This window comes from Pseudomonas sp. PB101 (assembly GCF_009764265.1).
GTDB lineage: Bacteria > Pseudomonadota > Gammaproteobacteria > Pseudomonadales > Pseudomonadaceae > Aquipseudomonas.
In genome coordinates this window covers 1-21,950 of record NZ_RWIR01000088.1, presented here as the reverse complement: position 1 = coordinate 21,950, position 21,950 = coordinate 1, and the positions used below count along the sequence as shown (strand labels likewise).

At 61.9% G+C, this 21,950-nt stretch carries 21 protein-coding genes; 10 read left to right on the top strand and 11 right to left on the bottom strand.

Translation table 11 applies throughout. The features are described 5' to 3' along the window. Positions 1-33: 33 nt before the first annotated feature. The 3 genes from EI969_RS26785 to EI969_RS26775 form a co-directional block, all read right to left on the bottom strand. The gene (locus EI969_RS26785; protein WP_160390368.1) at positions 34-765 is read right to left on the bottom strand and encodes a GntR family transcriptional regulator; all 732 of its coding nucleotides are present in this window, start codon (positions 763-765) and stop codon (positions 34-36) included. A gap of 292 nt (positions 766-1,057) precedes the next feature. Next, on the bottom strand, positions 1,058-1,561 hold the full coding sequence (locus EI969_RS26780) for a murein L,D-transpeptidase family protein (RefSeq protein WP_160390367.1): 504 nt from the start codon (positions 1,559-1,561) through the stop codon (positions 1,058-1,060). A gap of 106 nt (positions 1,562-1,667) precedes the next feature. After that, complete coding sequence (locus EI969_RS26775; protein WP_160390366.1) at positions 1,668-2,219, bottom strand: NUDIX hydrolase; 552 nt, start codon at positions 2,217-2,219, stop codon at positions 1,668-1,670. Positions 2,220-2,366: 147 nt separating this feature from the next. Here EI969_RS26775 and EI969_RS26770 point away from each other — a divergent pair, with 147 nt between their 5' ends. The 10 genes from EI969_RS26770 to tadA all read left to right on the top strand — a co-directional run bounded on the left by EI969_RS26770 (position 2,367) and on the right by tadA (position 11,794). Beyond that, positions 2,367-2,966: a CoA pyrophosphatase gene (locus EI969_RS26770; RefSeq protein ID WP_150717822.1), complete on the top strand. Its 600-nt coding sequence runs from the start codon at positions 2,367-2,369 to the stop codon at positions 2,964-2,966. A gap of 53 nt (positions 2,967-3,019) precedes the next feature. Beyond that, on the top strand, positions 3,020-3,544 hold the full coding sequence (locus EI969_RS26765) for a gamma carbonic anhydrase family protein (RefSeq protein ID WP_160390365.1): 525 nt from the start codon (positions 3,020-3,022) through the stop codon (positions 3,542-3,544). Beyond that, the gene (locus EI969_RS26760; protein WP_160390364.1) at positions 3,541-3,756 is read left to right on the top strand and encodes a DUF1289 domain-containing protein; all 216 of its coding nucleotides are present in this window, start codon (positions 3,541-3,543) and stop codon (positions 3,754-3,756) included. Before EI969_RS26765 ends, EI969_RS26760 begins: the two co-directional genes overlap by 4 nt. 132 nt (positions 3,757-3,888) lie before the next feature. Next, positions 3,889-4,356: a VUT family protein gene (locus EI969_RS26755; protein ID WP_150717825.1), complete on the top strand. Its 468-nt coding sequence runs from the start codon at positions 3,889-3,891 to the stop codon at positions 4,354-4,356. Positions 4,357-4,433: 77 nt separating this feature from the next. Further along, positions 4,434-5,615: a formate-dependent phosphoribosylglycinamide formyltransferase gene (gene purT, locus EI969_RS26750; protein ID WP_160390363.1), complete on the top strand. Its 1,182-nt coding sequence runs from the start codon at positions 4,434-4,436 to the stop codon at positions 5,613-5,615. A gap of 203 nt (positions 5,616-5,818) precedes the next feature. Then, a complete protein-coding gene (locus EI969_RS26745) occupies positions 5,819-6,367 on the top strand; it encodes a sugar ABC transporter ATPase (protein WP_160390362.1) in 549 nt (182 codons plus the stop codon). A 206-nt stretch (positions 6,368-6,573) separates the two neighbouring features. Beyond that, a complete protein-coding gene (gene guaB / locus EI969_RS26740) occupies positions 6,574-8,043 on the top strand; it encodes an IMP dehydrogenase (RefSeq protein WP_008053208.1) in 1,470 nt (489 codons plus the stop codon). A gap of 99 nt (positions 8,044-8,142) precedes the next feature. Beyond that, the gene (gene guaA / locus EI969_RS26735; protein ID WP_160390361.1) at positions 8,143-9,720 is read left to right on the top strand and encodes a glutamine-hydrolyzing GMP synthase; all 1,578 of its coding nucleotides are present in this window, start codon (positions 8,143-8,145) and stop codon (positions 9,718-9,720) included. Positions 9,721-9,920: 200 nt separating this feature from the next. Then, a complete protein-coding gene (locus EI969_RS26730; protein ID WP_160390360.1) occupies positions 9,921-11,297 on the top strand; it encodes a multicopper oxidase family protein in 1,377 nt (458 codons plus the stop codon). Then, positions 11,297-11,794 carry a tRNA adenosine(34) deaminase TadA gene (gene tadA / locus EI969_RS26725; RefSeq protein WP_160390359.1) on the top strand — a complete coding sequence of 166 codons (498 nt, stop codon included), beginning with the start codon at positions 11,297-11,299 and terminating at the stop codon, positions 11,792-11,794. The genes EI969_RS26730 and tadA overlap by 1 nt, the downstream gene beginning before the upstream one ends. Positions 11,795-11,920: 126 nt before the next feature. Here the strand turns inward: tadA and cmoB are convergent, their stop codons facing one another. The 8 genes from cmoB to EI969_RS26685 form a co-directional block, all read right to left on the bottom strand. Beyond that, on the bottom strand, positions 11,921-12,877 hold the full coding sequence (gene cmoB / locus EI969_RS26720) for a tRNA 5-methoxyuridine(34)/uridine 5-oxyacetic acid(34) synthase CmoB (RefSeq protein ID WP_160390358.1): 957 nt from the start codon (positions 12,875-12,877) through the stop codon (positions 11,921-11,923). Continuing rightward, the gene (gene cmoA, locus EI969_RS26715) at positions 12,874-13,653 is read right to left on the bottom strand and encodes a carboxy-S-adenosyl-L-methionine synthase CmoA (protein ID WP_178120843.1); all 780 of its coding nucleotides are present in this window, start codon (positions 13,651-13,653) and stop codon (positions 12,874-12,876) included. The genes cmoB and cmoA overlap by 4 nt, the downstream gene beginning before the upstream one ends. 151 nt (positions 13,654-13,804) lie before the next feature. Then, the gene (locus EI969_RS26710; RefSeq protein ID WP_371926027.1) at positions 13,805-14,440 is read right to left on the bottom strand and encodes a lysoplasmalogenase; all 636 of its coding nucleotides are present in this window, start codon (positions 14,438-14,440) and stop codon (positions 13,805-13,807) included. Between the two features lie 2 nt (positions 14,441-14,442). Further along, complete coding sequence (locus EI969_RS26705) at positions 14,443-14,835, bottom strand: protease inhibitor I42 family protein (protein WP_160390356.1); 393 nt, start codon at positions 14,833-14,835, stop codon at positions 14,443-14,445. Positions 14,836-15,047: 212 nt separating this feature from the next. Then, the gene (lon, locus tag EI969_RS26700) at positions 15,048-17,465 is read right to left on the bottom strand and encodes an endopeptidase La (protein ID WP_160390355.1); all 2,418 of its coding nucleotides are present in this window, start codon (positions 17,463-17,465) and stop codon (positions 15,048-15,050) included. 185 nt (positions 17,466-17,650) lie between these two features. Beyond that, positions 17,651-20,062: a glucose/quinate/shikimate family membrane-bound PQQ-dependent dehydrogenase gene (locus tag EI969_RS26695; protein ID WP_160390354.1), complete on the bottom strand. Its 2,412-nt coding sequence runs from the start codon at positions 20,060-20,062 to the stop codon at positions 17,651-17,653. A gap of 213 nt (positions 20,063-20,275) precedes the next feature. Next, on the bottom strand, positions 20,276-21,658 hold the full coding sequence (locus EI969_RS26690; protein WP_160390353.1) for a carbohydrate porin: 1,383 nt from the start codon (positions 21,656-21,658) through the stop codon (positions 20,276-20,278). Positions 21,659-21,853: 195 nt separating this feature from the next. Then, positions 21,854-21,950, bottom strand: a 97-nt coding sequence (locus EI969_RS26685) for an IS3 family transposase (RefSeq protein WP_160389242.1), incomplete at its 5' end; no start/stop codon positions are given.

The window sequence follows — 21,950 nt, the reverse complement described above, 5'->3', positions numbered from 1 at the left end:
TCGGGATCTCGTTTTTTGGCGGCCGGCTATGGGTCAGCGACGCAGCTCTGCCACAAAGTCGTAGTAGTCGTTGCGGCAGTAGGTGTCGGTGACTTCGATCGGCGTGTTGTCTTCCAGGTAGCCGACCCGGGTCATCAGCAACATCGCGGTGCCGGGGGCGATGCCGACCAGCGCGGCGAACTCGTCCGAGGCGTTGATCGCCTGGATGTGCTGCAAGGCGCGGACAACCGGCTTGCCGATGCCGTCGAGGTATTCGTAGAGGGAGTCGCCGACCATTTGCGGTTTGGCAATGATCGAGGCGGGCAGGGTGCTCATCTCGATGGCCATCACCGTGTCGTCGGCTTTGCGCAGGCGTTTGAGGCGCGCGACCTTGTCGTTGGGCGACAGGCCGAGGCGGATCAGTTCTTCGTGGGTCGGCAGGGTGATTTCCCGCTCCAGCCATTGCGAGCCGGGCACGAAACCCTTGAGGCGGAGCATTTCACTGAAACCGGAGAGGCGCGACAGCGGTTGCTCAAGGCGCGGCGTGATGAAGGTGCCGGAACCCTGGTTGCGACGGATCAGTCCTTGTTCGAACAACACTTCCAGCGCCTTGCGGGCGGTGACGCGGGAGATGCCCAGCGTCTCGCTCAGATTGCGCTCCGACGGCATGGCCTGTTCGGCTTTCCACTGGCCGGCATGGATCGCCGCTTCCAGATTGCGCGCCAGTTGCAGGTACAAGGGCGTGGGTTGGGTGTCGTCGGGGCGCAGGGCTTGTAGGTCGTTCATGTATGGCTGTCCGAAACGTATGTAGGAATTGTCGCTCGGGTGTGCCGGAAAATTAATACCACTTGAATACCATGTCAACGACGGTGCCAGGCTCAAATGCAACAAAACCGGTCGGCTGAGGCAACCAGGAGGGAGGTGGATTTCAAGTGGTATTAGAGGAGGGGAGTTGAGAAGCAAAAATCGCGGCCTGTGACAGCCTCTGCCGGAGGGAGTGGTATCACCTCGGCAGGCGCTGCAGCAGGCTGCGATTTTTAGATTTTATTTTCCAATGCCGACCAATGGTCGTGGGAAATTACGGACGGATTTCGATCATCGTGCCGTCCGGCACCAGGTTCCAGATTTCGCGCATGTCCATGTTGCGCATGGCGATGCAGCCGTCGGTCCAGTCCAGGGTGTGGAACAGGTCTTCCGGGGTGTCTTCGGTGTCCGGGGTGCCGTGGATCATGATCATGCCGCCGGGCTCGACGCCTTCGCGACGGGCGCGGGCCGAGTCGCTGATGTTCGGGTAGGAGATGTGCATCGCCAGGTTGAATTTGTCACTGACCTTGCGCCAGTCGACCCAGTAGAAGCCTTCCGGGGTGCGTTTGTCGCCTTCCATCAGCTTCGGCCCCTTGGGACGCTTGCCCAGGGAAATGCGATAGGTCTTGAGCGGCTTGCCGTCATTGATCAATTGCAATTGATGGGACGACTTGAGAACCAGGATTTTCTCGATGACCTTGCCGTTCAGGGTTTCCACGGCAGAAGCCTGGGATACCGTGACGAACGACAAGCAGAACAGGGCAAGCAACCAGCGCATTGAAACGATTCCCCAGGAGGTGTCGCGACTATTTATTTATAGATGTTTTTGTAGGAGCTGCCGCAGGCTGCGATTTTCAGCGGCTATGAATGATAGCAATGCAGCATCAAATAATGGCAGGCTGAACAAGCGGCGGGATCGATTCAGACCGTACGGGATAGACCTCGGTCCGCCGGTCAGCGAAGAAGCATTCTAAGGTACGGCCCACCGTGCGGAAAGCCAGCTCATCCCAAGGAATGTCCGCTTCGTCGAATAGTTGCACCTCCAGGCTCTCGGGGCCGGCGGAAAAATCCAGGTCCGCCAGTTCGGCGCGGAAGAACACATGCACCTGGCTGATGTGCGGCACGTCGATCAGGGTATAGATGCTCAGGTTGCGCACCCGGGCGCAGGCTTCCTCGGCGGTTTCGCGAATGGCGGCCTGTTCGATGGTCTCGCCGTTCTCCATGAAACCGGCGGGCAGGGTCCAGTAGCCGCGACGTGGCTCGATGGCCCGCCGGCACAGCAACACCTGGGTGCCCCAGGTCGCCACGCAGCCGGCGACGATGTTGGGGTTCTGGTAGTGAATGGCGTGACAGCTGTCGCAGACAAAACGCAGGCGCGAATCGCCTTCGGGAATGCGCTGGGTCACCGGGTTACCGCACTGGCTGCAAAATTTCATGCTGGGGTTCCTGAATGCTGGGCCTATCTTGGCGTGCGGCAGTGCCGGTCGGCAAGTTGTCGTTTCGCGACATGGGGCGGTTGCGGGGGTTGGGCGACCGCAGCGATTGGTGCATGATGCCGGGTAAGGCACAGATCGAGAACACTCATGCTGGATGAGCTACTGCATCGGGTTAGTCACCACACACCACGCACACTGGAGACCGACCGTCGTTTTCCCGAGGCCGCGGTGCTGGTGCCCATCACTCGCAGTGACGAACCTGAGCTGGTGTTGACCCTGCGTGCCAGCGGCCTGTCGACCCATGGCGGCGAAGTCGCCTTCCCCGGCGGGCGCCGTGACCCCGAAGACCCCGACCTGATTTTCACCGCCCTGCGCGAAGCCGAAGAAGAGATCGGCCTGCCGCCGGGGCTGGTCGAGGTGATCGGCCCGCTCAGCCCGCTGATCAGCCTGCATGGCATCAAGGTCACGCCCTATGTCGGGATAATCCCGGATTTTGTCGAATACCGGGCCAACGATGCCGAGATCGCCGCGGTGTTCAGCGTGCCCCTGGAGTTCTTCCGCAAGGATCCCCGCGAACATACCCATCGCATCGATTATCAGGGCCGCAGCTGGTATGTGCCGAGCTATCGCTTTGGTGAGTACAAGATCTGGGGGCTGACGGCGATCATGATCGTCGAGTTGATCAACCTGCTGTATGACGCCAAAATCAGCCTGCACCAACCTCCCAAAAGCTTTATCAATACCTGAAACCATCGTTCGAATGGTTTGAAACTGCCCGCCTGAGCCTTGAGGACAACACGATGAAATACCGCCTGGGCGACGCCCGCGTCGAAACCCATCCACAGAGCTGGGTCGCCCCCAATGCCGTGCTGGTGGGCAAGGTCAAGCTGGAAGAGGGCGCCAACGTCTGGTTCAACGCCGTGCTGCGCGGTGATAACGAGTTGATCCTGATCGGCAGGAACAGCAACGTCCAGGACGGCACCGTGATGCACACCGACATGGGCTACCCGCTGACCATCGGCACCGGCGTGACCATCGGCCACAACGCCATGCTCCACGGCTGCACCGTCGGCGACAACAGCCTGATCGGCATCAATGCGGTGATTCTCAACGGCGCGAAGATCGGCAAGAACTGCATCATCGGCGCCAATTCGCTGATCGGCGAAGGCAAGGAAATCCCGGACGGCTCGCTGGTCATGGGCTCGCCCGGCAAGGTGGTGCGCGAGTTGACCGAGCAGCAAATCAAGATGCTGGAGGCCAGCGCTGCTCACTACGTGCACAACTCGCAGCGTTATGCCCGCGATCTGGCCGAGCAGGAACAATGACCGCCAGCGAACGCCCGGTAGCATCGCCCTGCGTGAATATCTGTGCGCTGGACGACGATGACATCTGCACCGGTTGCCAGCGTACGGTCGAGGAGATCACCCGCTGGAGCCGCATGGACAACGACGAACGGCGCAAAGTGCTGGGGTTGTGTCATGAGCGGGCCAAGGCCAGTGGGTTGGTGTGGATGATCGGGGCAAAGCCGGGGTTGTAGGAGCGAGCTTGCTCGCGATGGACTCAAGAACACCGCGGGGAACCTGACTCCCCGCGTTTTCGTTCACGACCATCGCGAGCAGGCTCGCTCCTACAGTATTCTGTGCGTCAAATTTCCAGGTATTTCGCGCCCATGCTCTTCCTGATCGCCTACATCAGCAGCGTCGTGCTGATCAACTTCGCCTTCTCCACCGCGCCGCACCTGGACATCATCTGGTCGGCCTGGGGCGGGCTGGTGTTCATTCTGCGCGACATGGTGCAAACCCGCTTCGGCCACGGCGCGATCGCGGCGATGCTGGCGGCGCTGGTGTTGTCCTATGCCACTTCCGATCCGTCCATCGCCCTGGCCAGCGCCACGGCTTTCGCGGTGTCCGAGTGCATCGACTGGCTGGTGTTCAGCATCACCAAACGCCCGCTCCATGACCGCCTGTGGATAAGTTCGGCGCTGAGCATTCCCCTCGATACCTTTATCTTTTTCGGCATGATCGACGCACTGACGCCGGGTGTGATCCTCACTGCCCTGGGCTCGAAGTTCGCCGGTGTGACCGCCGTGTGGCTGATCATGGCCTGGCGCCTGCGCAAACAGGCTGTCGTCAGCTGAAGTTCATGTAAAATGCCGCGCTTTCTCCCCATGGGAAGCGCGCTTCCCTCGATGATCCGCTCCTTGAGGACCTTCAGATGACCCGTATCGGAACTCCATTGTCGCCCACCGCGACCCGCGTATTGATGTGTGGCTGTGGCGAGTTGGGCAAGGAAGTGGTGATCGAGCTGCAACGCCTGGGCGTTGAAGTGATTGCCGTGGACCGCTACGCCAACGCCCCGGCCATGCAGGTGGCGCACCGCAGCCACGTGATCAACATGCTTGATGGCGCCGCCCTGCGTGCCGTGATCGAAGCCGAGAAGCCGCACTTCATCGTCCCGGAAATCGAAGCCATCGCCACCGCGACCCTGGTGGAACTGGAGGCCGAAGGCTTCACCGTGATCCCGACCGCCCGCGCCGCGCAGTTGACCATGAACCGCGAAGGCATCCGTCGCCTGGCCGCTGAAGAGCTGGACCTGCCGACCTCGCCGTACCATTTCGCCGACACCTTCGAGGACTACAGCAAGGCCGTCGAAGACCTCGGTTTCCCGTGTGTGGTCAAGCCGGTCATGAGTTCTTCGGGCAAGGGCCAGAGCCTGCTGCGCAGCGTCGATGACGTGAAAACTGCCTGGGATTACGCCCAGGAAGGCGGCCGCGCCGGCAAGGGCCGCGTGATCATCGAAGGTTTCATCGATTTCGACTACGAAATCACCCTGCTGACCGTGCGCCACGTCGGCGGCACCACCTTCTGCGCACCGGTCGGCCACCGTCAGGAGAAGGGCGACTATCAGGAATCCTGGCAGCCGCAAGCCATGAGCCCGGTTGCCCTGGCTGAGTCCGAGCGTGTTGCCAAAGCGGTGACCGAAGCCCTGGGTGGCCGTGGTCTGTTCGGCGTCGAGCTATTCATCAAGGGTGATCAGGTGTGGTTCAGCGAAGTCTCGCCGCGTCCGCACGACACCGGGCTGGTGACGCTGATTTCCCAGGACCTGTCGCAGTTCGCCCTGCATGCCCGCGCAATCCTCGGCTTGCCGATCCCGTTGATCCGTCAGTTCGGGCCTTCGGCCTCGGCAGTGATCCTGGTGGAAGGGCAGTCGACCCAGACCGCTTTCGCCAACCTGGGTGCGGCCTTGAGCGAGCCGGATACCGCGCTGCGTCTGTTCGGCAAGCCTGAAGTCAACGGCCAGCGCCGCATGGGCGTTGCCCTGGCGCGCGACGAGTCGATCGAAGCCGCCCGCGCCAAGGCAACCCGCGCTTCCCAGGCGGTTGTCGTAGAGCTGTAATTAACTCTCTGTCAGGTCGTATCTCCTGTGGGAGCGGGCTTGCCCGCGATAGCGGTGGTTCAGTCGACATCAATGTTTGATGTGCCGACGCCATCGCGGGCAAGCCCGCTCCCACAGGGATACAGGCCAGCCCGACTTTACGGGTCGACCTATAATTTGTGCATGCGCAAGACCCTCTCATCAAAGCTTCAGGCCTGTACCCCATGAATTCGCAAAGCATCATCGTCCCGAAAATCTCCACCCTGCCGGTGCACGAGCCTCGGGCCCGGGCGATTGTGCGTTGGCTGGTGCGCAAGAACATCATCCAGGAAGAGCTGACCACTTGCGGCCGCACCGGCAATCGCATGGCCCATGCCATCGCCGACGGTGCCCGCGCAGTGGTCCTGCACCCCGAAGCCCTGCCGTTCGGCGAACCGGTCAACGGCCTGGAGATCGTCACCAAGCGCTGCATCTATACGCCGGCCAAGGGTTTCCTTGAAGAAGCGGGCTGCGCCGAGTGCCGCAAGGAAGTCGGTGAGGCCCTGTTCGAAAGCCTGGAAGACTGGATGCCGGGGCGCACCGACAACTTCACCTGCCCCGAATGCGGGCATGAAGACGACATCAACGGCTTCCTGTTCCTGCAGGAATGCGGCTTTTCCAACCTCGGTTTCATCTTCAATAACTGGGCCGAAGCCGGGTTCAAGCAGAGCTTTATCGACGAGTTCGCCGATTGGCTGGATCACCCCGTCAGCTGGGTCAAAGTCGAATTGTGATACGTCTGATGGACCGCGTTATCGTTGATCGCCAGCAAGCCGGCTCCTACAAGATCACGCTAAATCTGTAGGAGCCGGCTTGCTGGCGATGCCTTTCAATCTCCCGTTGATCACTGCTTCGATAATAGACAGAGTTTTACATTGAACCCGAGGGGGTGTCTGACTATAATGGCGCGCTTCCATTTTCCCGCTCGGGAGCCCCCGCGATGCTGCGTATCAGCCAAGAAGCTCTGACATTCGACGACATTCTCCTAGTGCCCGGTTATTCCGAGGTGCTTCCTAACGAAGTCAGTCTCAAGACCCGCCTTACCCGTGGCATCGAGCTGAATATTCCACTGGTTTCCGCCGCCATGGACACCGTCACTGAAGCCCGTCTGGCAATCGCCATGGCTCAGGAAGGTGGTATCGGTATCATCCACAAGAACATGACCATCGAGCAGCAAGCTGCCGAAGTCCGCAAGGTCAAGCGTTACGAAGCCGGTGTGGTCAAGGATCCGATCACCATCGTCGCCGACGCCACCGTGCGCGAGTTGTTCGAACTGACCCGCATGCACAACATCTCCGGCGTTCCGGTGCTGCACAATGGCGACCTGGTCGGCATTGTCACCTCCCGTGACGTGCGTTTCGAGAACCGTCTGGAAGCCACCGTCCGTGAAGTGATGACGCCTAAAGAGCGTCTGGTCACGGTCAAGGAAGGCGCCGACAAGAACGACGTTCGCGAGTTGCTGCACAAGCACCGCATCGAACGCGTGCTGATCGTCGACGACAAATTCGCCCTCAAGGGCATGATGACCGTCAACGACATCGAAAAAGCCAAGGCTTACCCGCTGGCCAGCAAGGACGATCAAGGTCGTCTGCGTGTTGGCGCTGCAGTCGGTACCGGTAAAGACACCGGTGACCGCGTTGCCGCTCTGGTCGCCGCCGGTGTTGACGTGGTGGTGGTCGACACCGCTCACGGTCACTCCAAGGGCGTGATCGACCGCGTTCGCTGGGTCAAGCAGAACTTCCCTGAAGTGCAGGTGATCGGCGGCAACATCGCCACCGGCGCTGCCGCCAAGGCCCTGGCCGAAGCGGGCGCCGACGCCGTCAAGGTCGGTATCGGCCCAGGCTCGATCTGCACCACCCGTATCGTCGCCGGTGTCGGCGTGCCGCAAATCAGCGCCATCGCCAACGTCGCCGCTGCCCTCGAAGGCACTGGCGTACCGTTGATCGCAGACGGCGGCATCCGTTTCTCCGGTGACCTGTCCAAGGCCATCGTGGCTGGTGCTTCCTGCGTGATGATGGGCTCGATGTTCGCCGGTACCGAAGAAGCGCCGGGCGAAATCGAACTGTTCCAGGGCCGTTCGTACAAGGCTTATCGCGGCATGGGTTCGCTGGGCGCCATGTCCCAGGCCCAGGGTTCTTCCGACCGTTACTTCCAGGACTCCTCGGCAGGCGCCGAGAAGCTGGTTCCGGAAGGCATCGAAGGGCGTGTTCCGTACAAGGGCACCCTGAGCGCGATCATCCACCAGTTGATGGGCGGCCTGCGCTCCTCGATGGGCTACACCGGCAGTGCCGACATCGAAGAGATGCGCACCAAGCCCGAGTTCGTGCGGATCACCGGCGCCGGCATGGCCGAGTCCCACGTTCACGACGTGCAGATCACCAAGGAAGCGCCAAACTACCGCGTAGGTTGAGCCTTCAAGCAACACGCTAAGCAACCGGGGCTGTTTGATTCAGCCCCGAGTTGTTTCTGAATCACGACTGTTTCCGAATTTTTTAGACGAGACTGAATCATGGCCCTCGACATTCACGCCCACCGCATCCTGATCCTCGACTTCGGTTCCCAGTACACCCAGCTGATCGCCCGCCGCGTGCGCGAAATCGGCGTGTATTGCGAACTGCACCCGTTCGACATGGACGAAGATGCGATCCGCGAATTCGCTCCTAAAGGCGTCATCCTCGCCGGCGGCCCGGAGTCGGTCCACGAAGCCAACAGCCCGCGCTGCCCGCAAGCGGTGTTCGACCTGGGCGTGCCGGTCTTCGGTATCTGCTACGGCATGCAGACCATGGCCGAGCAACTGGGTGGCAAGGTTGAAGGTTCCGAGCTGCGTGAGTTCGGTTATGCCCGCGTAGACGTGGTCGGCAAGAGCCGCCTGCTCGACGGCATCGAAGACCACATCGACGCCGACGGCCTGTTCGGCCTCGACGTGTGGATGAGCCACGGTGACAAAGTCACCAAGATGCCGGAAGACTTCCACATCCTGGCCAGCACCCCGAGCTGCCCGATTGCCGGTATGTTCAACGATGCTCGTGGCTACTACGGCGTGCAGTTCCACCCGGAAGTGACCCATACCAAGCAAGGCGGTCGCATCCTGTCGCGCTTCATCCTCGACATCTGCGAGTGTGAAGCCCTGTGGACGCCATCGAAGATCGCTGAAGACGCCATCGCCCAGGTTCGCGCCCAGGTCGGCACCGACAACGTCCTGCTCGGCCTGTCCGGCGGTGTTGACTCCTCGGTAGTTGCCGCACTGCTGCACAAGGCTATCGGCGACCAGCTGACCTGCGTGTTCGTCGACAACGGCCTGCTGCGCCTGCACGAAGGCGAGCAAGTGATGGCCATGTTCGCCGAGAACATGGGCGTCAAGGTGATCCGCGCCAACGCTGAAGATCAGTTCCTGAACAACCTGGCCGGCGAGTCCGACCCGGAGAAGAAGCGCAAGATCATCGGCCGCACCTTCATCGACGTATTCGATGCCCAGTCGAACAAACTGGACAACATCAAATACCTGGCCCAGGGCACCATCTACCCGGACGTGATCGAGTCGGCTGGCGCGAAAAGCGGCAAGGCCCACGTGATCAAGTCGCACCACAACGTGGGCGGCCTGCCGGAAGAGATGAACCTCAAGCTGGTCGAGCCACTGCGCGAGCTGTTCAAGGACGAAGTCCGTCGTCTGGGCCTGGAACTGGGCCTGCCGTACGACATGGTCTACCGTCACCCGTTCCCGGGCCCGGGCCTGGGCGTGCGCATCCTCGGCGAAGTGAAGAAGGAATACGCCGACCTGCTGCGTCGCGCCGACCACATCTTCATCGAAGAACTGCGCAAGGCCGACTGGTACCACAAGGTCAGCCAGGCGTTCGTGGTGTTCCAGCCGGTGAAATCGGTTGGCGTGGTCGGCGATGGCCGTCGTTACGCCTGGGTCGTGGCCCTGCGTGCCGTGGAAACCATCGACTTCATGACCGCGCGTTGGGCACACCTGCCTTACGAACTGCTGGAAACCGTATCCGGCCGTATCATCAATGAAATCGAAGGCATCTCCCGCGTCACCTACGACGTGTCGAGCAAGCCGCCGGCGACCATTGAGTGGGAATGATCCCCCATCAGCCCTGAGGGTTTGATCGCTGGATGAAAAGCCGTGTGAACTCGCGTTCACACGGCTTTTTTCATTGCGGCGGGGCCTTCCTGCGGCCCGTCGCCGCGCCCGCTTTGCTGTTTCTTTCACAACTGCGGGTGTATCGTATTCGCCTTTTGCAGGCCCAGGGCCTGCCGCGTTCAAGTGAGGTAGTTGAGTTCATGTCCTTTACCCGTCGCCAAATCCTCGGTGGCCTGGCCGGTCTTGTAGTCGTTGGCGTGGGGGCCGGTGGTGCCTCGCGTTACTGGCTGGGCAAGATGGCCGACGCGGATGCCGGTCACGACTATGAGCTGATTGCCGCACCGCTGGATGTCGAACTGGTGGCGGGGCACAAGACCGAGGCCTGGGCTTTCGGGCCATCGGCGCCGGGCACCGAGTTGCGAGTGCGTCAGGGTGAATGGCTGCGGGTGCGCTTCATCAATCACCTGCCGGTGGCGACCACCATTCACTGGCATGGCATCCGCCTGCCGCTGGAAATGGACGGTGTGCCTTACGTCTCGCAATTGCCGGTGCTGCCGGGCGAATATTTCGACTACAAATTCCGCGTGCCGGATGCCGGCAGCTACTGGTATCACCCGCATGTGAACAGCAGCGAGGAGCTTGGCCGTGGCCTGGTCGGGCCGCTGATCGTCGAGGAACGCGAGCCGACCGGTTTCAAGTATGAAAAAACCTTGAGCCTCAAGAGCTGGCATGTCGACGATGTCGGCAATTTCGTCGAGTTCAGCATTCCCCGGGAAGCGGCCCGTGGCGGTACGGCGGGGCGCCTGGCGACCATCAACGGTGTGCCGCAGGCGGTGATCGACTTGCCGGCCGGGCAGATCACCCGGGTGCGCATTCTCAACCTCGATAACACCCTGACCTATCGCCTGAATATTCCCGGCGTCGAAGCGCAGATCTACGCGCTGGACGGCAACCCGATCGAGCCGCGTCCGCTCGGCAAAGAGTACTGGCTCGGTCCGGGCATGCGCATTTGCCTGGCGATCAAGGCCCCGCCGGCCGGTGAGGAGTTGTCCCTGCGCAACGGTCCGGTGCGTCTGGGCACCTTGCGTTCGGTGGCCAATACCGACGCGCCCACCGAATGGCCGCCGGCACTGCCGGCCAACCCGATCGCCGAGCCGGACCTGGCCAATGCCGCGAAACTCAACTTCAATTTCGAATGGGTCGGTTCGGTGTCGGTCAACGTCGACAACGGCAAGCCGCCAAGCCTGTGGCAGATCAACGGCAAGGCCTGGGACATCACCGACAAGACTTGCGCCGACCGGCCGATCGCCAAGCTCGAGAAGGGCAAGAGCTACATTTTCGAATTGAAGAACATGACCCAGTACCAACACCCGATTCACCTGCACGGCATGAGCTTCAAGGTCCTCGCCTCGAACCGGCACAAGGTCATACCGTACTTCACCGACACCTACCTGCTGGGCAAGAACGAACGCGCACAAGTGGCGCTGGTGGCGGATAACCCCGGTGTATGGATGTTCCACTGCCATGTGATCGATCACATGGAAACCGGCCTGATGGCCGCCATCGAGGTGGCGTGATGCGTCAGATTCGACCCGCCGCCATCATTGACCGCAGCCGTGATCGCGACTTCATGCGTGAAGCCCTTGCCCTGGCCGCCCAAGGTGCCGCCCTCGGCGAAGTGCCGGTGGGCGCGGTGCTGGTGCAGGACGGTGAAATCATCGGTCGTGGCTTCAATTGCCCGATCAGCACCAGCGATCCCAGTGCCCACGCCGAGATGGTCGCGATCCGCGCCGCCGCCGAGGCCGTGAGCAACTACCGCCTGCCGGGCAGCACGCTGTACGTGACGCTGGAGCCGTGCAGCATGTGCGCAGGCTTGATCGTGCACTCGCGGATAACGCGGGTCGTGTACGGCGCGCTGGAGCCGAAAGCCGGGATCGTGCAGAGCCAGGGGCAGTTCTTTACCCAGGGATTTTTGAATCACCGGGTGCTGCATGAAGGCGGGGTGCTGGCGGAGGAGTGTGGGGCGGTGCTGAGCGAGTTCTTCAAGGCGCGCAGAGCCAAATCTTCAGAATAACTACCAACCCTGTGGGAGCGGGCTTGCCCGCGATGAGGGCCTTTCAGTCAACGAAGATGTTGAATGTTAGTCCGCTATCGCGGGCAAGCCCGCTCCCACAGGTTTTTTGGTGTTTGGGAGATCGGGTTACTTCTTCGCCACAATCACCGCGCGCATCGGCGCCGGCAGCCCTTCAACGGTCTTGCTGTGATCCTCGGGATCGAGGAAGTCACTGAGCGACTGATACTTCATCCATTCCGTCCCGCGCTGTTCCTCGACCGTGGTGGTGCTCACGTCCACGCACTTCACGTCGGTGAACCCGGCACGGCGCAGCCATAGCTCCAGCGCCGGCACCGACGGCAGGAACCACACGTTGCGCATCTGCGCGTAGCGGTCTTCCGGCACCAGCACCTGATGCTTGTCGCCTTCGACCACCAGGGTTTCCAGCACCAGCTCGCCACCCTTGACCAGGCAATCCTTCAGCGCCAGCAAATGCTCGATGGGCGAGCGGCGGTGGTAGAACACGCCCATGGAAAACACCGTGTCGAAACCTTCGAGGTTCGGCGGCAGGTCTTCGAACGGGAAGGGCAAGTGCCAGGCGTTTGGCTCGGACAGGTAGCGCTGCACCGCCTGGAACTGGCAGAAGAACAGCCAGTTCGGGTCTACGCCGATCACGCTGTCGGCACCGGCGCCGAGCATGCGCCACATGTAATAGCCGTTGCCGCAGCCGACATCGAGGATGCGCTTGCCTTTCAGGTCCAGGTGCGGGGCGACCCGCGACCACTTCCAGTCCGAGCGCCATTCGGTGTCGACGTGCACACCGAACAGGTCGAACGGCCCCTTGCGCCATGGCGACAGGCCCATCAGCGCGGAACGCATCTGCGCTCGGGTCTCGTCGCTGCAATCGGTGTCGAGCTTCAAGCCATTGAGCAAATCGACTTCGCTCGGCTGGATGTTCGGCAGGGCGTCCAGCGCGCTTTGCCAGCGCTCCAGGTCGCCGTGACCCTTTTCCATTTTCTTGTCGAGTTGTGCCTGCAGGGTGTTGGCCCAATCGGCCAGCGGGGTGCCGGCCAAGCGACGGGCGAGGGGGGACAGATCAATCATGGCAAGGCAATCAACGAGGCAAAGTTAAGACACTGGAACCACGGCACGACTTTCGAGAACCCGGCGGCCAGCAGGCGTTCGCGGTGTTCTTCGAGGCTGTCGGGCTTCATGACGTTTTCGATGGCGCTGCGCTTCTGGGCGATTTCCAGCTCGCTGTAGCCGTTGGCGCGTTTGAACGCTACGTGCAGGTCGGTGAGCAGTGCGTGTTCCTGCTCGTCTTCGAAGCGCAGTTTTTCCGAGAGGATCAGCGCGCCGCCGGGCAACAGTGACTGACGGATGCGCGACAGCAACGCCGTGCGCTGGTCCGGGGCGATGAATTGCAGGGTGAAGTTCAGCGCGACCACCGAGGCCGGCTGGAACGCCAGCGCGAGGATGTCGCCCTCGATCACTTCGACCGGCAGCAACTCCTGGAACATCGAATCCTGACCGTTGAGGTACTCGCGGCAGCGCTCGACCATCGCTGCGGAGTTATCCACAGCGATCACCCGGCAACCGTCGGTGCGCACGTGACGGCGCAGGGCCTGGGTCACGGCACCCAGCGACGAACCCAGGTCGTAGAGCACGCTATTGGGCTGGGCGAATTGCGCGGCGAGCACACCGAGGTTTTCGACGATGGTCGGATAACCCGGCACCGAGCGCTTGATCATGTCCGGGAACACCCGCACCACGTCCTCGTTGAAGGCGAAGTCAGGCACCTGGGCCAAAGGCTGGGCGAAAAGGCGATCGGGTTCTTTGCTCACGGCGGTTCCAGCGGTGTAGGTGGAAAAGGCCGGCATTTTAGCCAAGTTGGCGCGCGGATGCGCGGGTTGTCTGATAAAGCGCCAAGCAGCCTGCAATCTGTGTGTTCAGTGATATTGCTATCGCGAGCAAGCTCGCTCCCACAGGGACTGCGCAGTACCTGTGGGAGCGAGCTTGCTCGCGATGGGGTCAACGCGATTTCTGAGCGAACGCCGAGGCAGTAATCCCCCATTGCCCCAGCCAGTAACTGAGGATGATCACATAAGGCGCCGCGTCGAACGGCATCACGAAACGGCTGATGCCAATCACGCTGTCGGAGAACACAAACGCCACCGCACCGCCCGCCGCCAACAGCGCCGAGCGCTTGGGCACGTCGGTACCGAGCCGCGCCAGCGCACGCCAGAGCATGGCGCTGATGGCCGTGCCGTAGACAATCACGGGCACCAGCAGTGGGCCGAGGCCGTTGGAAATCAGAATCCCCAGCAGGACGGCACCGACACCGAGCGCCAGCACCAACGGCAGCACGGCCAGGCGTCGGCAATCACTCAGATAAGCCTTTAGATAAGCCAGGTGCGCGACCAGAAACGCGCCCAGCCCAAACACGAACAAGTCCCCCGGCCACGCCAGCAACACGTCCCCGAGCAGGGAGAAGATCAACCCCAGGCTGATCCAGCGTCGATACTCGCCTGGCGGTGCGTCATGCAGCCAGCCGAGCAGAGCCAGCACAGGCAGCGGCTTGACCAGCAGGCACAACAGGGAGGCATGCTCGCTCACGCCATAAAGAAAGGTCACCGCGCCCATCAGCGCCAGAATCAGCCAGCCCACGGTCAGTTGACCGAGATCGCGCAGTCGAAGATCTCCACCGGCAACACTTCCGGTGCCCATGGCTGTTGCGAGGTCAGGCGCAGGCGTCCGGTGCCGGCCGCGAAGGCCTGAAAGCGCCAGGTCGAGACCCCGGCTGAGCCGACAATGCCGGCATCTTCCGGGTTTCGATAAACCTCTGGCCCCAGAGCGTGCAAGACGCCGCCGGCCGAATCCTGGATCGCCCAGCGATAGCCCGTGGTCGGGTTGCTCGGCAGGCTCAGGATCAGGGTTTGCCCGCTGGTGAGTTTCACCGGACATTCGCTCTGTTTTTCCACGGTCACGTTGTGTGCAGGTTGCGTGGCGCATCCGGCCAGCACGGCGAGGGCGAGGGGGGCAAGCAGGCGAATGGGGGACATAGGGTCAGGGGCTCCGGCGTTCACGACGAACGGCGAGCATAACCGAGATAAGACAAGATGTGACAGCTGGGGAAGGTGTCGTTCGGGCTGACGCCATCGCTGGCAAGCCAGCTCCCACAGTGGCCGGCGGTGTTCACAAAAGTTGTGCTCACCACAAACCCTGTAGGAGCTGGCTTGCCAGCGATAGCGGTAGCGCAGGCACTACAGGAGCATCAGAACAACACCTTCGCCACATCCGCAAACCGCTTGGCAAAGTGCGCGGTAATGCCTTCCTTCAGATACTCCGGCAGTTCCTCGAAATTGCCCCGGTTCGCCTCCGGCAAAATCAGCTCGAAAATCTTCTGTCGCCGCGCCGCAATCACCTTTTCCCGCACCCCGCCAATCGGCAGTACATGCCCGGTCAGCGTCAGTTCGCCGGTCATGGCCACGCCTTTTTTCGGCGGCTGGTTGCGCGCCAGCGACAGCAGGGCGCTGGCCATGGTCACGCCGGCGCTCGGGCCGTCTTTCGGCGTGGCGCCTTCCGGCACGTGCAGGTGGACGAAGGCTTCGTCGAAGAATTTCGGATCGCCGCCATAGGACTTCAGGTGCGAGCTGACGTAGCTGTAGGCGATTTCCGCCGACTCTTTCATCACCTCGCCCAGTTGCCCGGTGAGCTTGAACCCACGGTTGAGGGTGTGGATACGCGTGGCTTCGATCGGCAGGGTCGCGCCGCCCATGCTGGTCCAGGCAAGGCCAGTGATCACGCCAACACCCGACAGCACCTGCTCGTTGCGGAACACCGGTTTGCCGAGGGACGTTTCGAGGTCTTTCGGGCCGAGCTTGATCACCGCCTTTGGATCGTCGAGCAGTTTCATCACCGCTTTGCGCACCAGTTTGCCGAGGTTTTTTTCCAGCTGGCGCACGCCGGCTTCACGGGCATAACCGTCGACCAACGCCTTGAGCGCACTGTCGCTGATGCTCAGGCTGCCTTTGGACACGCCGGCTTTCTCGAGCTGCTTGGGCCACAGGTGACGCTTGGCGATGGCGACTTTTTCTTCGGTGATGTAGCCCGACAGGCGAATCACTTCCATCCGGTCGAGCAACGGGCCGGGGATCGAATCGAGGGTGTTGGCGGTGCAAATGAACAGCACTTTCGACAGGTCCATGCGCAAGTCGAGATAGTGGTCGAGGAATTCGACGTTCTGCTCCGGGTCGAGGGTTTCCAGGAGTGCCGAGGCCGGGTCGCCCTGGTAGCTCTGGCCCATCTTGTCGATCTCGTCGAGCATGATCACCGGGTTCATCACCTCGACGTCTTTCAACGCCTGCACCAGTTTGCCCGGCTGGGCGCCGATGTAGGTGCGGCGGTGGCCCTTGATCTCCGCTTCGTCACGCATGCCGCCAAGGCTGAAGCGATAGAACGGCCGTCCCAGGGATTCGGCGATGGACTTGCCGACGCTGGTCTTGCCCACGCCGGGCGGGCCTACCAACAGCACGATGGAACCGCTGATCTCGCCTTTGTAGGCGCCGACCGCGAGGAATTCGAGGATGCGGTCCTTGATGTCGTCGAGGCCGGCGTGGTGTTTGTCCAGCACCTTGCGCGCGTGCTTGAGGTCGAGCTTGTCCTCGCCGTACACGCCCCATGGCACCGAGGTCGCCCAGTCGATGTAATTGCGGGTCACCGCATACTCCGGCGAGCCGGTTTCGAGGATCGACAGCTTGTTCATTTCCTCTTCGAGGCGTTTCTGCACCTGCGCCGGCAGGACTTTGCCCACCAGCCGCTGTTCGAACTGTTCGAGGTCGGCGCTGCGGTCGTCCTTGGTCAGCCCCAGCTCCTGCTGGATGACCTTGAGTTGTTCCTTGAGGAAGAACTCGCGCTGATGTTCACCGATCTTGCGGTTAACTTCGGCGGAAATCTCTTTTTGCAGGCGCGCGACCTCGACTTCCTTGCGCAGCATCGGCAGGACTTTTTCCATGCGCTTGAGCATCGGCACGCAGTCGAGTACTTCCTGCAGCTCACTGCCCGTGGCCGATGTGAGCGCGGCGGCGAAGTCGGTCAGCGGCGACGGGTCGTTGGGGCTGAATCGGTTGAGGTAGTTCTTCAGCTCTTCGCTGTACAGCGGGTTGAGCGGCAGCAGTTCCTTGATCGCGTTGATCAGCGCCATGCCGTAGGCCTTGACCTCGTCGGTCGGCTCGGTGGGCTGGTGCGGGTATTCGACTTCCACCAGATACGGCGGGCGGTGGTGCTTGAGCCAGGTTTTCAGGCGTACGCGGGTCAGGCCCTGGGCGACGAACTGCAACTTGCCGTTTTCACGGCTGGCGTGGTGCACCTTGACCAGCGTGCCGTAGAGCGGCAGGGCCGAGGTGTCGAAGTGGCGCGGGTCTTCCTGGGGCGTGTCCATGTAGAACAGGGCCAGGGAGTGGTGTTCGGACTTGGCCACCAGGTCGAGGGTTTCGGCCCATGGCTCTTCGTTGACGATGACCGGCAGGACCTGGGCCGGGAAGAACGGTCGGTTGTGAATCGGGATGATGTAGACCTTGTCCGGCAGGTTCTGCCCGGGCAACGCCAGGCCTTTGCCGGGTTTGTGCTGCGGGGCGTTTTCCGGGTCGGCGTATTCGCTCGGGTCTTCGGGGAATTCCTGCTGGTCGCTCATGGGGGCACCTGCGCAATGGGTATGGGTCTTAGATGGGGCAGGTTGGCGGTGGTTTCAACGGTCATTTTCTGCAACGCCGTGTTTCGAAGGCGTGTTCAGCGCAGAGACAGGTTAGCTGGATTTCGGCAGCCATAAAAAAAGCGACGCCTGTGAGGGCGTCGCCTTTGTTCTATTGCCGCTAAAAATTACTCGGACAGTTTGTACGCAATCACATAGTCACCCTGCCTGGTGCCCAGCGAGCCGTGACCGCCCGCCACGACCAGCACGTATTGCTTGCCGTCCTTGCCGGTGTAGGTCATCGGCGTGGTTTGCGCACCGGCCGGCAGGCGGCCTTCCCACAATTGCTTGCCGTTTTTCACGTCGTAGGCGCGCAGGTACTGGTCGAGGGTGCCGCTCAGGAAACCAACGCCGCCAGCGGTGGTGAAGGTGCCGCCCAGGCTTGGCACGCCCATGCTCAACGGAATCGGAACCGGCGAGCTGTCGCGCACGGTGCCGTTCTTGTGCTTCCAGAGGATCTGGTGGGTGGTCAGGTCAACGGCTGCCACGTAGCCCCACGCTGGCGCCTGGCACGGCAGGCCCATTGGCGACAGCAAGGCTTCGAGGACCACGCCGTATGGCGCGCCCTTGTTCGGCTGCACGCCTTCGGTTTCGCTTTTGCGCGGGCCTTGGGCGGCGATTTCAGCGGCCGGGATCATTTTCGATTTGAACGCCATGTAGCTCGGGTTCACGAAAGCGATCTGACGCACCGGGTCAACCGAGATACCGCCCCAGTCGAACACGCCGAAGTTGCCGGGATACACGATCGAACCCTGCAGCGATGGCGGCGTGAACGGGCCGTCGTAGCGCATGGACTTGAAGTCGATCCGGCAGATCAGCTGGTCGAACGGGGTAACGCCCCACATGTCGCGCTCTTGCAGCGGCGGCGGCATCAGGTTGAGGTCGGATTTGGGCTGTGTCGGCGAAGTGTGGTCGCCTTCCACCGCGCCTTGCGGCACCGGTACTTCGTTGATCGGCACGATGGCCTGGCCGGTGCTGCGATCCAGCACGTAGATGCTGCCTTGCTTGGTCGATGCCAGCACGGCCTGCTTCACGCCGTCAGCGGTTTTCAGGTCCATCAGGGTTGGCTGGCCGCCAACGTCCATGTCCCACAGGTCGTGGTGGGTGAACTGGAAGTGCCAGCGTACTTTGCCGGTGGCGATGTCCAGGGCGGTCAGGCCGGCGGCGTGCAGCTCGGATTCCGGCGTGCGTGCGCCACCGAACTGGTCCGGGGTCTGGTTGCCCATCGGCAGGTAGAGCATGCCGAGTTTTTCGTCGACGGCGAACATGGACCACATGTTCGGCGAGTTACGGGTGTAGGTCTTGCCTTCAGCGATCGGTGTGGTGTCGTCTGGGTTGCCGCTGTCCCAGTTCCACACCAGTTTGCCGGTGTGCACGTCGAACGCGCGGATCACGCCGCTTGGCTCGTCGGTGGAGACGTTGTCGGTGACGTGGCCACCAATCACCACCAGGTCCTTGGTAACCGCTGGTGGCGAAGTGGAGTAGTAGCCGCCGGCGGTGAAGCCGCCGATGTTGGCGCGCAGGTCAACCTGGCCCTTGTCGCCGAAGTCTTCACACATCTTGCCGGTGTCGGCATCGAGGGCGATCAGACGGGTGTCGGCGGTCGGCAGGAAGATGCGTCGCGGGCAAACAGCGCTGACAGGTGCCGGGCTGGCGCTGCCGGTCGGGCTCTGCTCGGAGGCGTACACGGCGTCATCGTGATAGGTCACGCCACGGCAGGTCATGTGCGCCCAGCCCTTGAAGTTCGCCGCGTTTTGCGTGGAGAGCTTCGGATCGAAACGCCAGATTTCCTTGCCGGTATCCGGGTCCAGTGCGATCACCTGGCTGTGCGGCGTGCACACGTAGAGCATGCCGTTGACTTTCAGCGGGGTGTTTTCGGCGGTGGTTTCACCCGGGTCGTTCGGCCCTGGCAGGTCGCCGGTGCGGTAGGACCAGGCCTCAACCAGTTTGTGCGCGTTCTGCGGGGTGATCTGCGCCAGCGGCGAGTAACGGTCACCGTGGGCGCTGCGGCCGTAGGAATTCCAGTCACCGTCGGGCATGACCGGGGCGGTGTTGGTCATGCCATCGACGCTGTCGCGCTCCAGTTGGCCCTTGATCTCACCCGGGTTGGTGAACTGACTGGCCAGTGCGGTGGCGCCAGCGAGCACTACGGCCACGCTCAGGGCACCGGTGCCCATCGGGGCGGCGCCGGTCACCAGCAGCGGCCGACGGAACCACGGCAGCAACATGACGATGCCCAGTCCGAACAACAGCGACAGGCGCGGCACCAGTTGCCACCAGTCGAGGCCGACTTCCCAGAGTGCCCACACGGTGCTGGCGAACAGCACCAAGGCGTACAGGCCCAGGGCAGCGCGGCGAGCCATCAACAGCAGGATGCCGGTCAGCGCCAGGCCGATACCGGCCAGCAGGTAATACAGCGAGCCGCCGAGCATGCTCAGCTTGATTCCCCCGGCCAGCATGGCCAGGCCCATCAGCAGAAGCAGAATGCCGAGCAGGCTCGGCAATAGACGGCTTCGACTCAAGGCACTATCTGTGCTCATAGTGTGATTCTCCGTGACGTTTCATAGAGTCCCGCGCAAGTTCACTGTAGATGACGATCCGGCGCGGGCATGGTTCATAAACTTGACGCATTCCCTGTAGGAGCGAGCCTGCTCGCGAAAAACCCGAGAACGCCGCGGGGTGTCAGGTTCGCAGCGTTATCGTTGACGTCCATCGCGAGCAAGCTCGCTCCTACAAAGGGTTTGTGGTGTTTTTCAGAACGAGGACTGGACCTTGATCCCGCCGATCAGCGCGTCATCGACCTCGTTCACGCCACCGGGATGGCGGATGTATTGCAGGTTCGGGCGCACGGTCAGCCAGTTGGTCACGTGCACGCCGTAATAGAGTTCGGCGCTGTATTCGGTGTCCTGGGGCGGCAGGTAGGACGGATTGTCGTAATCGAAAACGACATTGGCCTGGTTGGTCGCCTCGGCATTCTTGCGATAGGCCGGGTTGACGTGGACGCGGGCCATGGCAAAGCCGATGTCGTCCCGGGCGCGTGCGTCGAACGGGCCTTTGTAGACGAGGCCGGCCTGGACGTAGTTGTCGATGGCGTTGGTCTTCTTGTCGTGCATCGTGCCGTTGGCGAACAGGCTCAGGCCGCGAGAGTGGTCGCTGGCCAGGCTGGTGACTTGCTGCTGAAGGCCCAGCCACACGCCGTGCTTGCTCGACGCGCTGCGGTAGGCTTCGCCGCTCAGGGCGGCGGGCTGGCCATTGCTGTCCTTGTAGACATCGGTGGCGCTGGCGTTGCTGTAGTAGTAACCGGCGCGGTACTCGCCCGGCAGGCCGTTGAGCTTCGGCGTCCACACCAGCTCCACCGGCAGGACCGCGCCCTGGGTGCCGCTGCCGCTGAGCTTGAAGCCGTTGTCGCGATCAAGGTTCGACGGGTTCTGCTCGTACGCGCCGACCTGTGCATAAAGCTCTGGCGTCAGGTGATATTTGACCCGCAGCGCCCACTGGCTGACCGGCCAGTTGTACCAGATGTCACCCGCCCAGTTGCCGACCTGGGAGCCGCAGAACGCCAGGTTCTGGAAGTCGCAGGGGAAGCTGTTGAAGTCTTCGCCTTCACCGAATCGGCCGACCTTGATGTCGAGTTTTTCATCGAGGAATTTCTGCTGATACCACATCTGCGTCAGGCGCCAGGTCTGGCCGCGGCCCCAGACTTCCTGGGCCGAGGTGAAGCCGCCGACACGCGGGTCGTTGATGCGGTCGTTGCTGATGTTGTTGCCGCTGCGCTCGGTGATGGTCAACTGGAACTCGGCGTCGTTCCAGCCGAGGATCTTCTGCAAATCCAGGTGGGTGCCCAGGCCGAACTGGTCGCTGTAGCGCGCAGTACGGTCGTGGTCGTAGCCGCCATGCAGGTTGCTGCCCATTTCACCGGTGTAATCGACTTTGAAGTCGTAGCCTTTTTCCGCCAGTTCTGTACGGGTGCCATTCCAGTCGCCGAGCATCCACGGTGAGTCGCTGTCGAAGGCAGGTGCGGCTTGAGCGCAGGAGGCGAGGCTCAGCGCCGTGAGGCCGCCGATCAGCGCCAAGGCGTTTGGACTGGCAAAAGATGTTGAGACAGCGCTGTCTCGCGGAGTTTTAAAATCAGGCATAGAGAGGAAGTTCTTGATCTTTTTCTGGGGGAATAACGAAAACAGCGGCGTAAAGCTCGGTGCAGAAGCGTTTCAGCCAAGGCGGGCGCAAGGATAATGTTCTGTTACAAATAGAGAAAGCGCTTTTGCTGACATGCAGCCTTTCGGATTTTGTAACAGTCAGCTCTTTGGACTGACCCCAAAATGTTGGACGGTCTACTGCCACATGCCCACTGACTGAGTCCTGTATTCCACAGGACTCAGTCCGCCGAGCTTTGATTTGATCCGATCATGATTGTAGTAACTGATGTAC

Excerpts from the sequence above, each read along its gene's own strand:
- EI969_RS26785 (WP_160390368.1), bottom strand. The coding sequence starts at position 765 with ATGAACGACCTACAAGCCCTGCGCCCCGACGACACCCAACCCACGCCC.
- EI969_RS26780 (WP_160390367.1), bottom strand. The coding sequence starts at position 1,561 with ATGCGCTGGTTGCTTGCCCTGTTCTGCTTGTCGTTCGTCACGGTATCC.
- EI969_RS26775 (WP_160390366.1), bottom strand. The coding sequence starts at position 2,219 with ATGAAATTTTGCAGCCAGTGCGGTAACCCGGTGACCCAGCGCATTCCC.
- EI969_RS26770 (WP_150717822.1), top strand. The coding sequence starts at position 2,367 with ATGCTGGATGAGCTACTGCATCGGGTTAGTCACCACACACCACGCACA.
- EI969_RS26765 (WP_160390365.1), top strand. The coding sequence starts at position 3,020 with ATGAAATACCGCCTGGGCGACGCCCGCGTCGAAACCCATCCACAGAGC.
- EI969_RS26760 (WP_160390364.1), top strand. The coding sequence starts at position 3,541 with ATGACCGCCAGCGAACGCCCGGTAGCATCGCCCTGCGTGAATATCTGT.
- EI969_RS26755 (WP_150717825.1), top strand. The coding sequence starts at position 3,889 with ATGCTCTTCCTGATCGCCTACATCAGCAGCGTCGTGCTGATCAACTTC.
- purT (WP_160390363.1), top strand. The coding sequence starts at position 4,434 with ATGACCCGTATCGGAACTCCATTGTCGCCCACCGCGACCCGCGTATTG.
- EI969_RS26745 (WP_160390362.1), top strand. The coding sequence starts at position 5,819 with ATGAATTCGCAAAGCATCATCGTCCCGAAAATCTCCACCCTGCCGGTG.
- guaB (WP_008053208.1), top strand. The coding sequence starts at position 6,574 with ATGCTGCGTATCAGCCAAGAAGCTCTGACATTCGACGACATTCTCCTA.
- guaA (WP_160390361.1), top strand. The coding sequence starts at position 8,143 with ATGGCCCTCGACATTCACGCCCACCGCATCCTGATCCTCGACTTCGGT.
- EI969_RS26730 (WP_160390360.1), top strand. The coding sequence starts at position 9,921 with ATGTCCTTTACCCGTCGCCAAATCCTCGGTGGCCTGGCCGGTCTTGTA.
- tadA (WP_160390359.1), top strand. The coding sequence starts at position 11,297 with ATGCGTCAGATTCGACCCGCCGCCATCATTGACCGCAGCCGTGATCGC.
- cmoB (WP_160390358.1), bottom strand. The coding sequence starts at position 12,877 with ATGATTGATCTGTCCCCCCTCGCCCGTCGCTTGGCCGGCACCCCGCTG.
- cmoA (WP_178120843.1), bottom strand. The coding sequence starts at position 13,653 with ATGCCGGCCTTTTCCACCTACACCGCTGGAACCGCCGTGAGCAAAGAA.
- EI969_RS26705 (WP_160390356.1), bottom strand. The coding sequence starts at position 14,835 with ATGTCCCCCATTCGCCTGCTTGCCCCCCTCGCCCTCGCCGTGCTGGCC.
- lon (WP_160390355.1), bottom strand. The coding sequence starts at position 17,465 with ATGAGCGACCAGCAGGAATTCCCCGAAGACCCGAGCGAATACGCCGAC.
- EI969_RS26695 (WP_160390354.1), bottom strand. The coding sequence starts at position 20,062 with ATGAGCACAGATAGTGCCTTGAGTCGAAGCCGTCTATTGCCGAGCCTG.
- EI969_RS26690 (WP_160390353.1), bottom strand. The coding sequence starts at position 21,658 with ATGCCTGATTTTAAAACTCCGCGAGACAGCGCTGTCTCAACATCTTTT.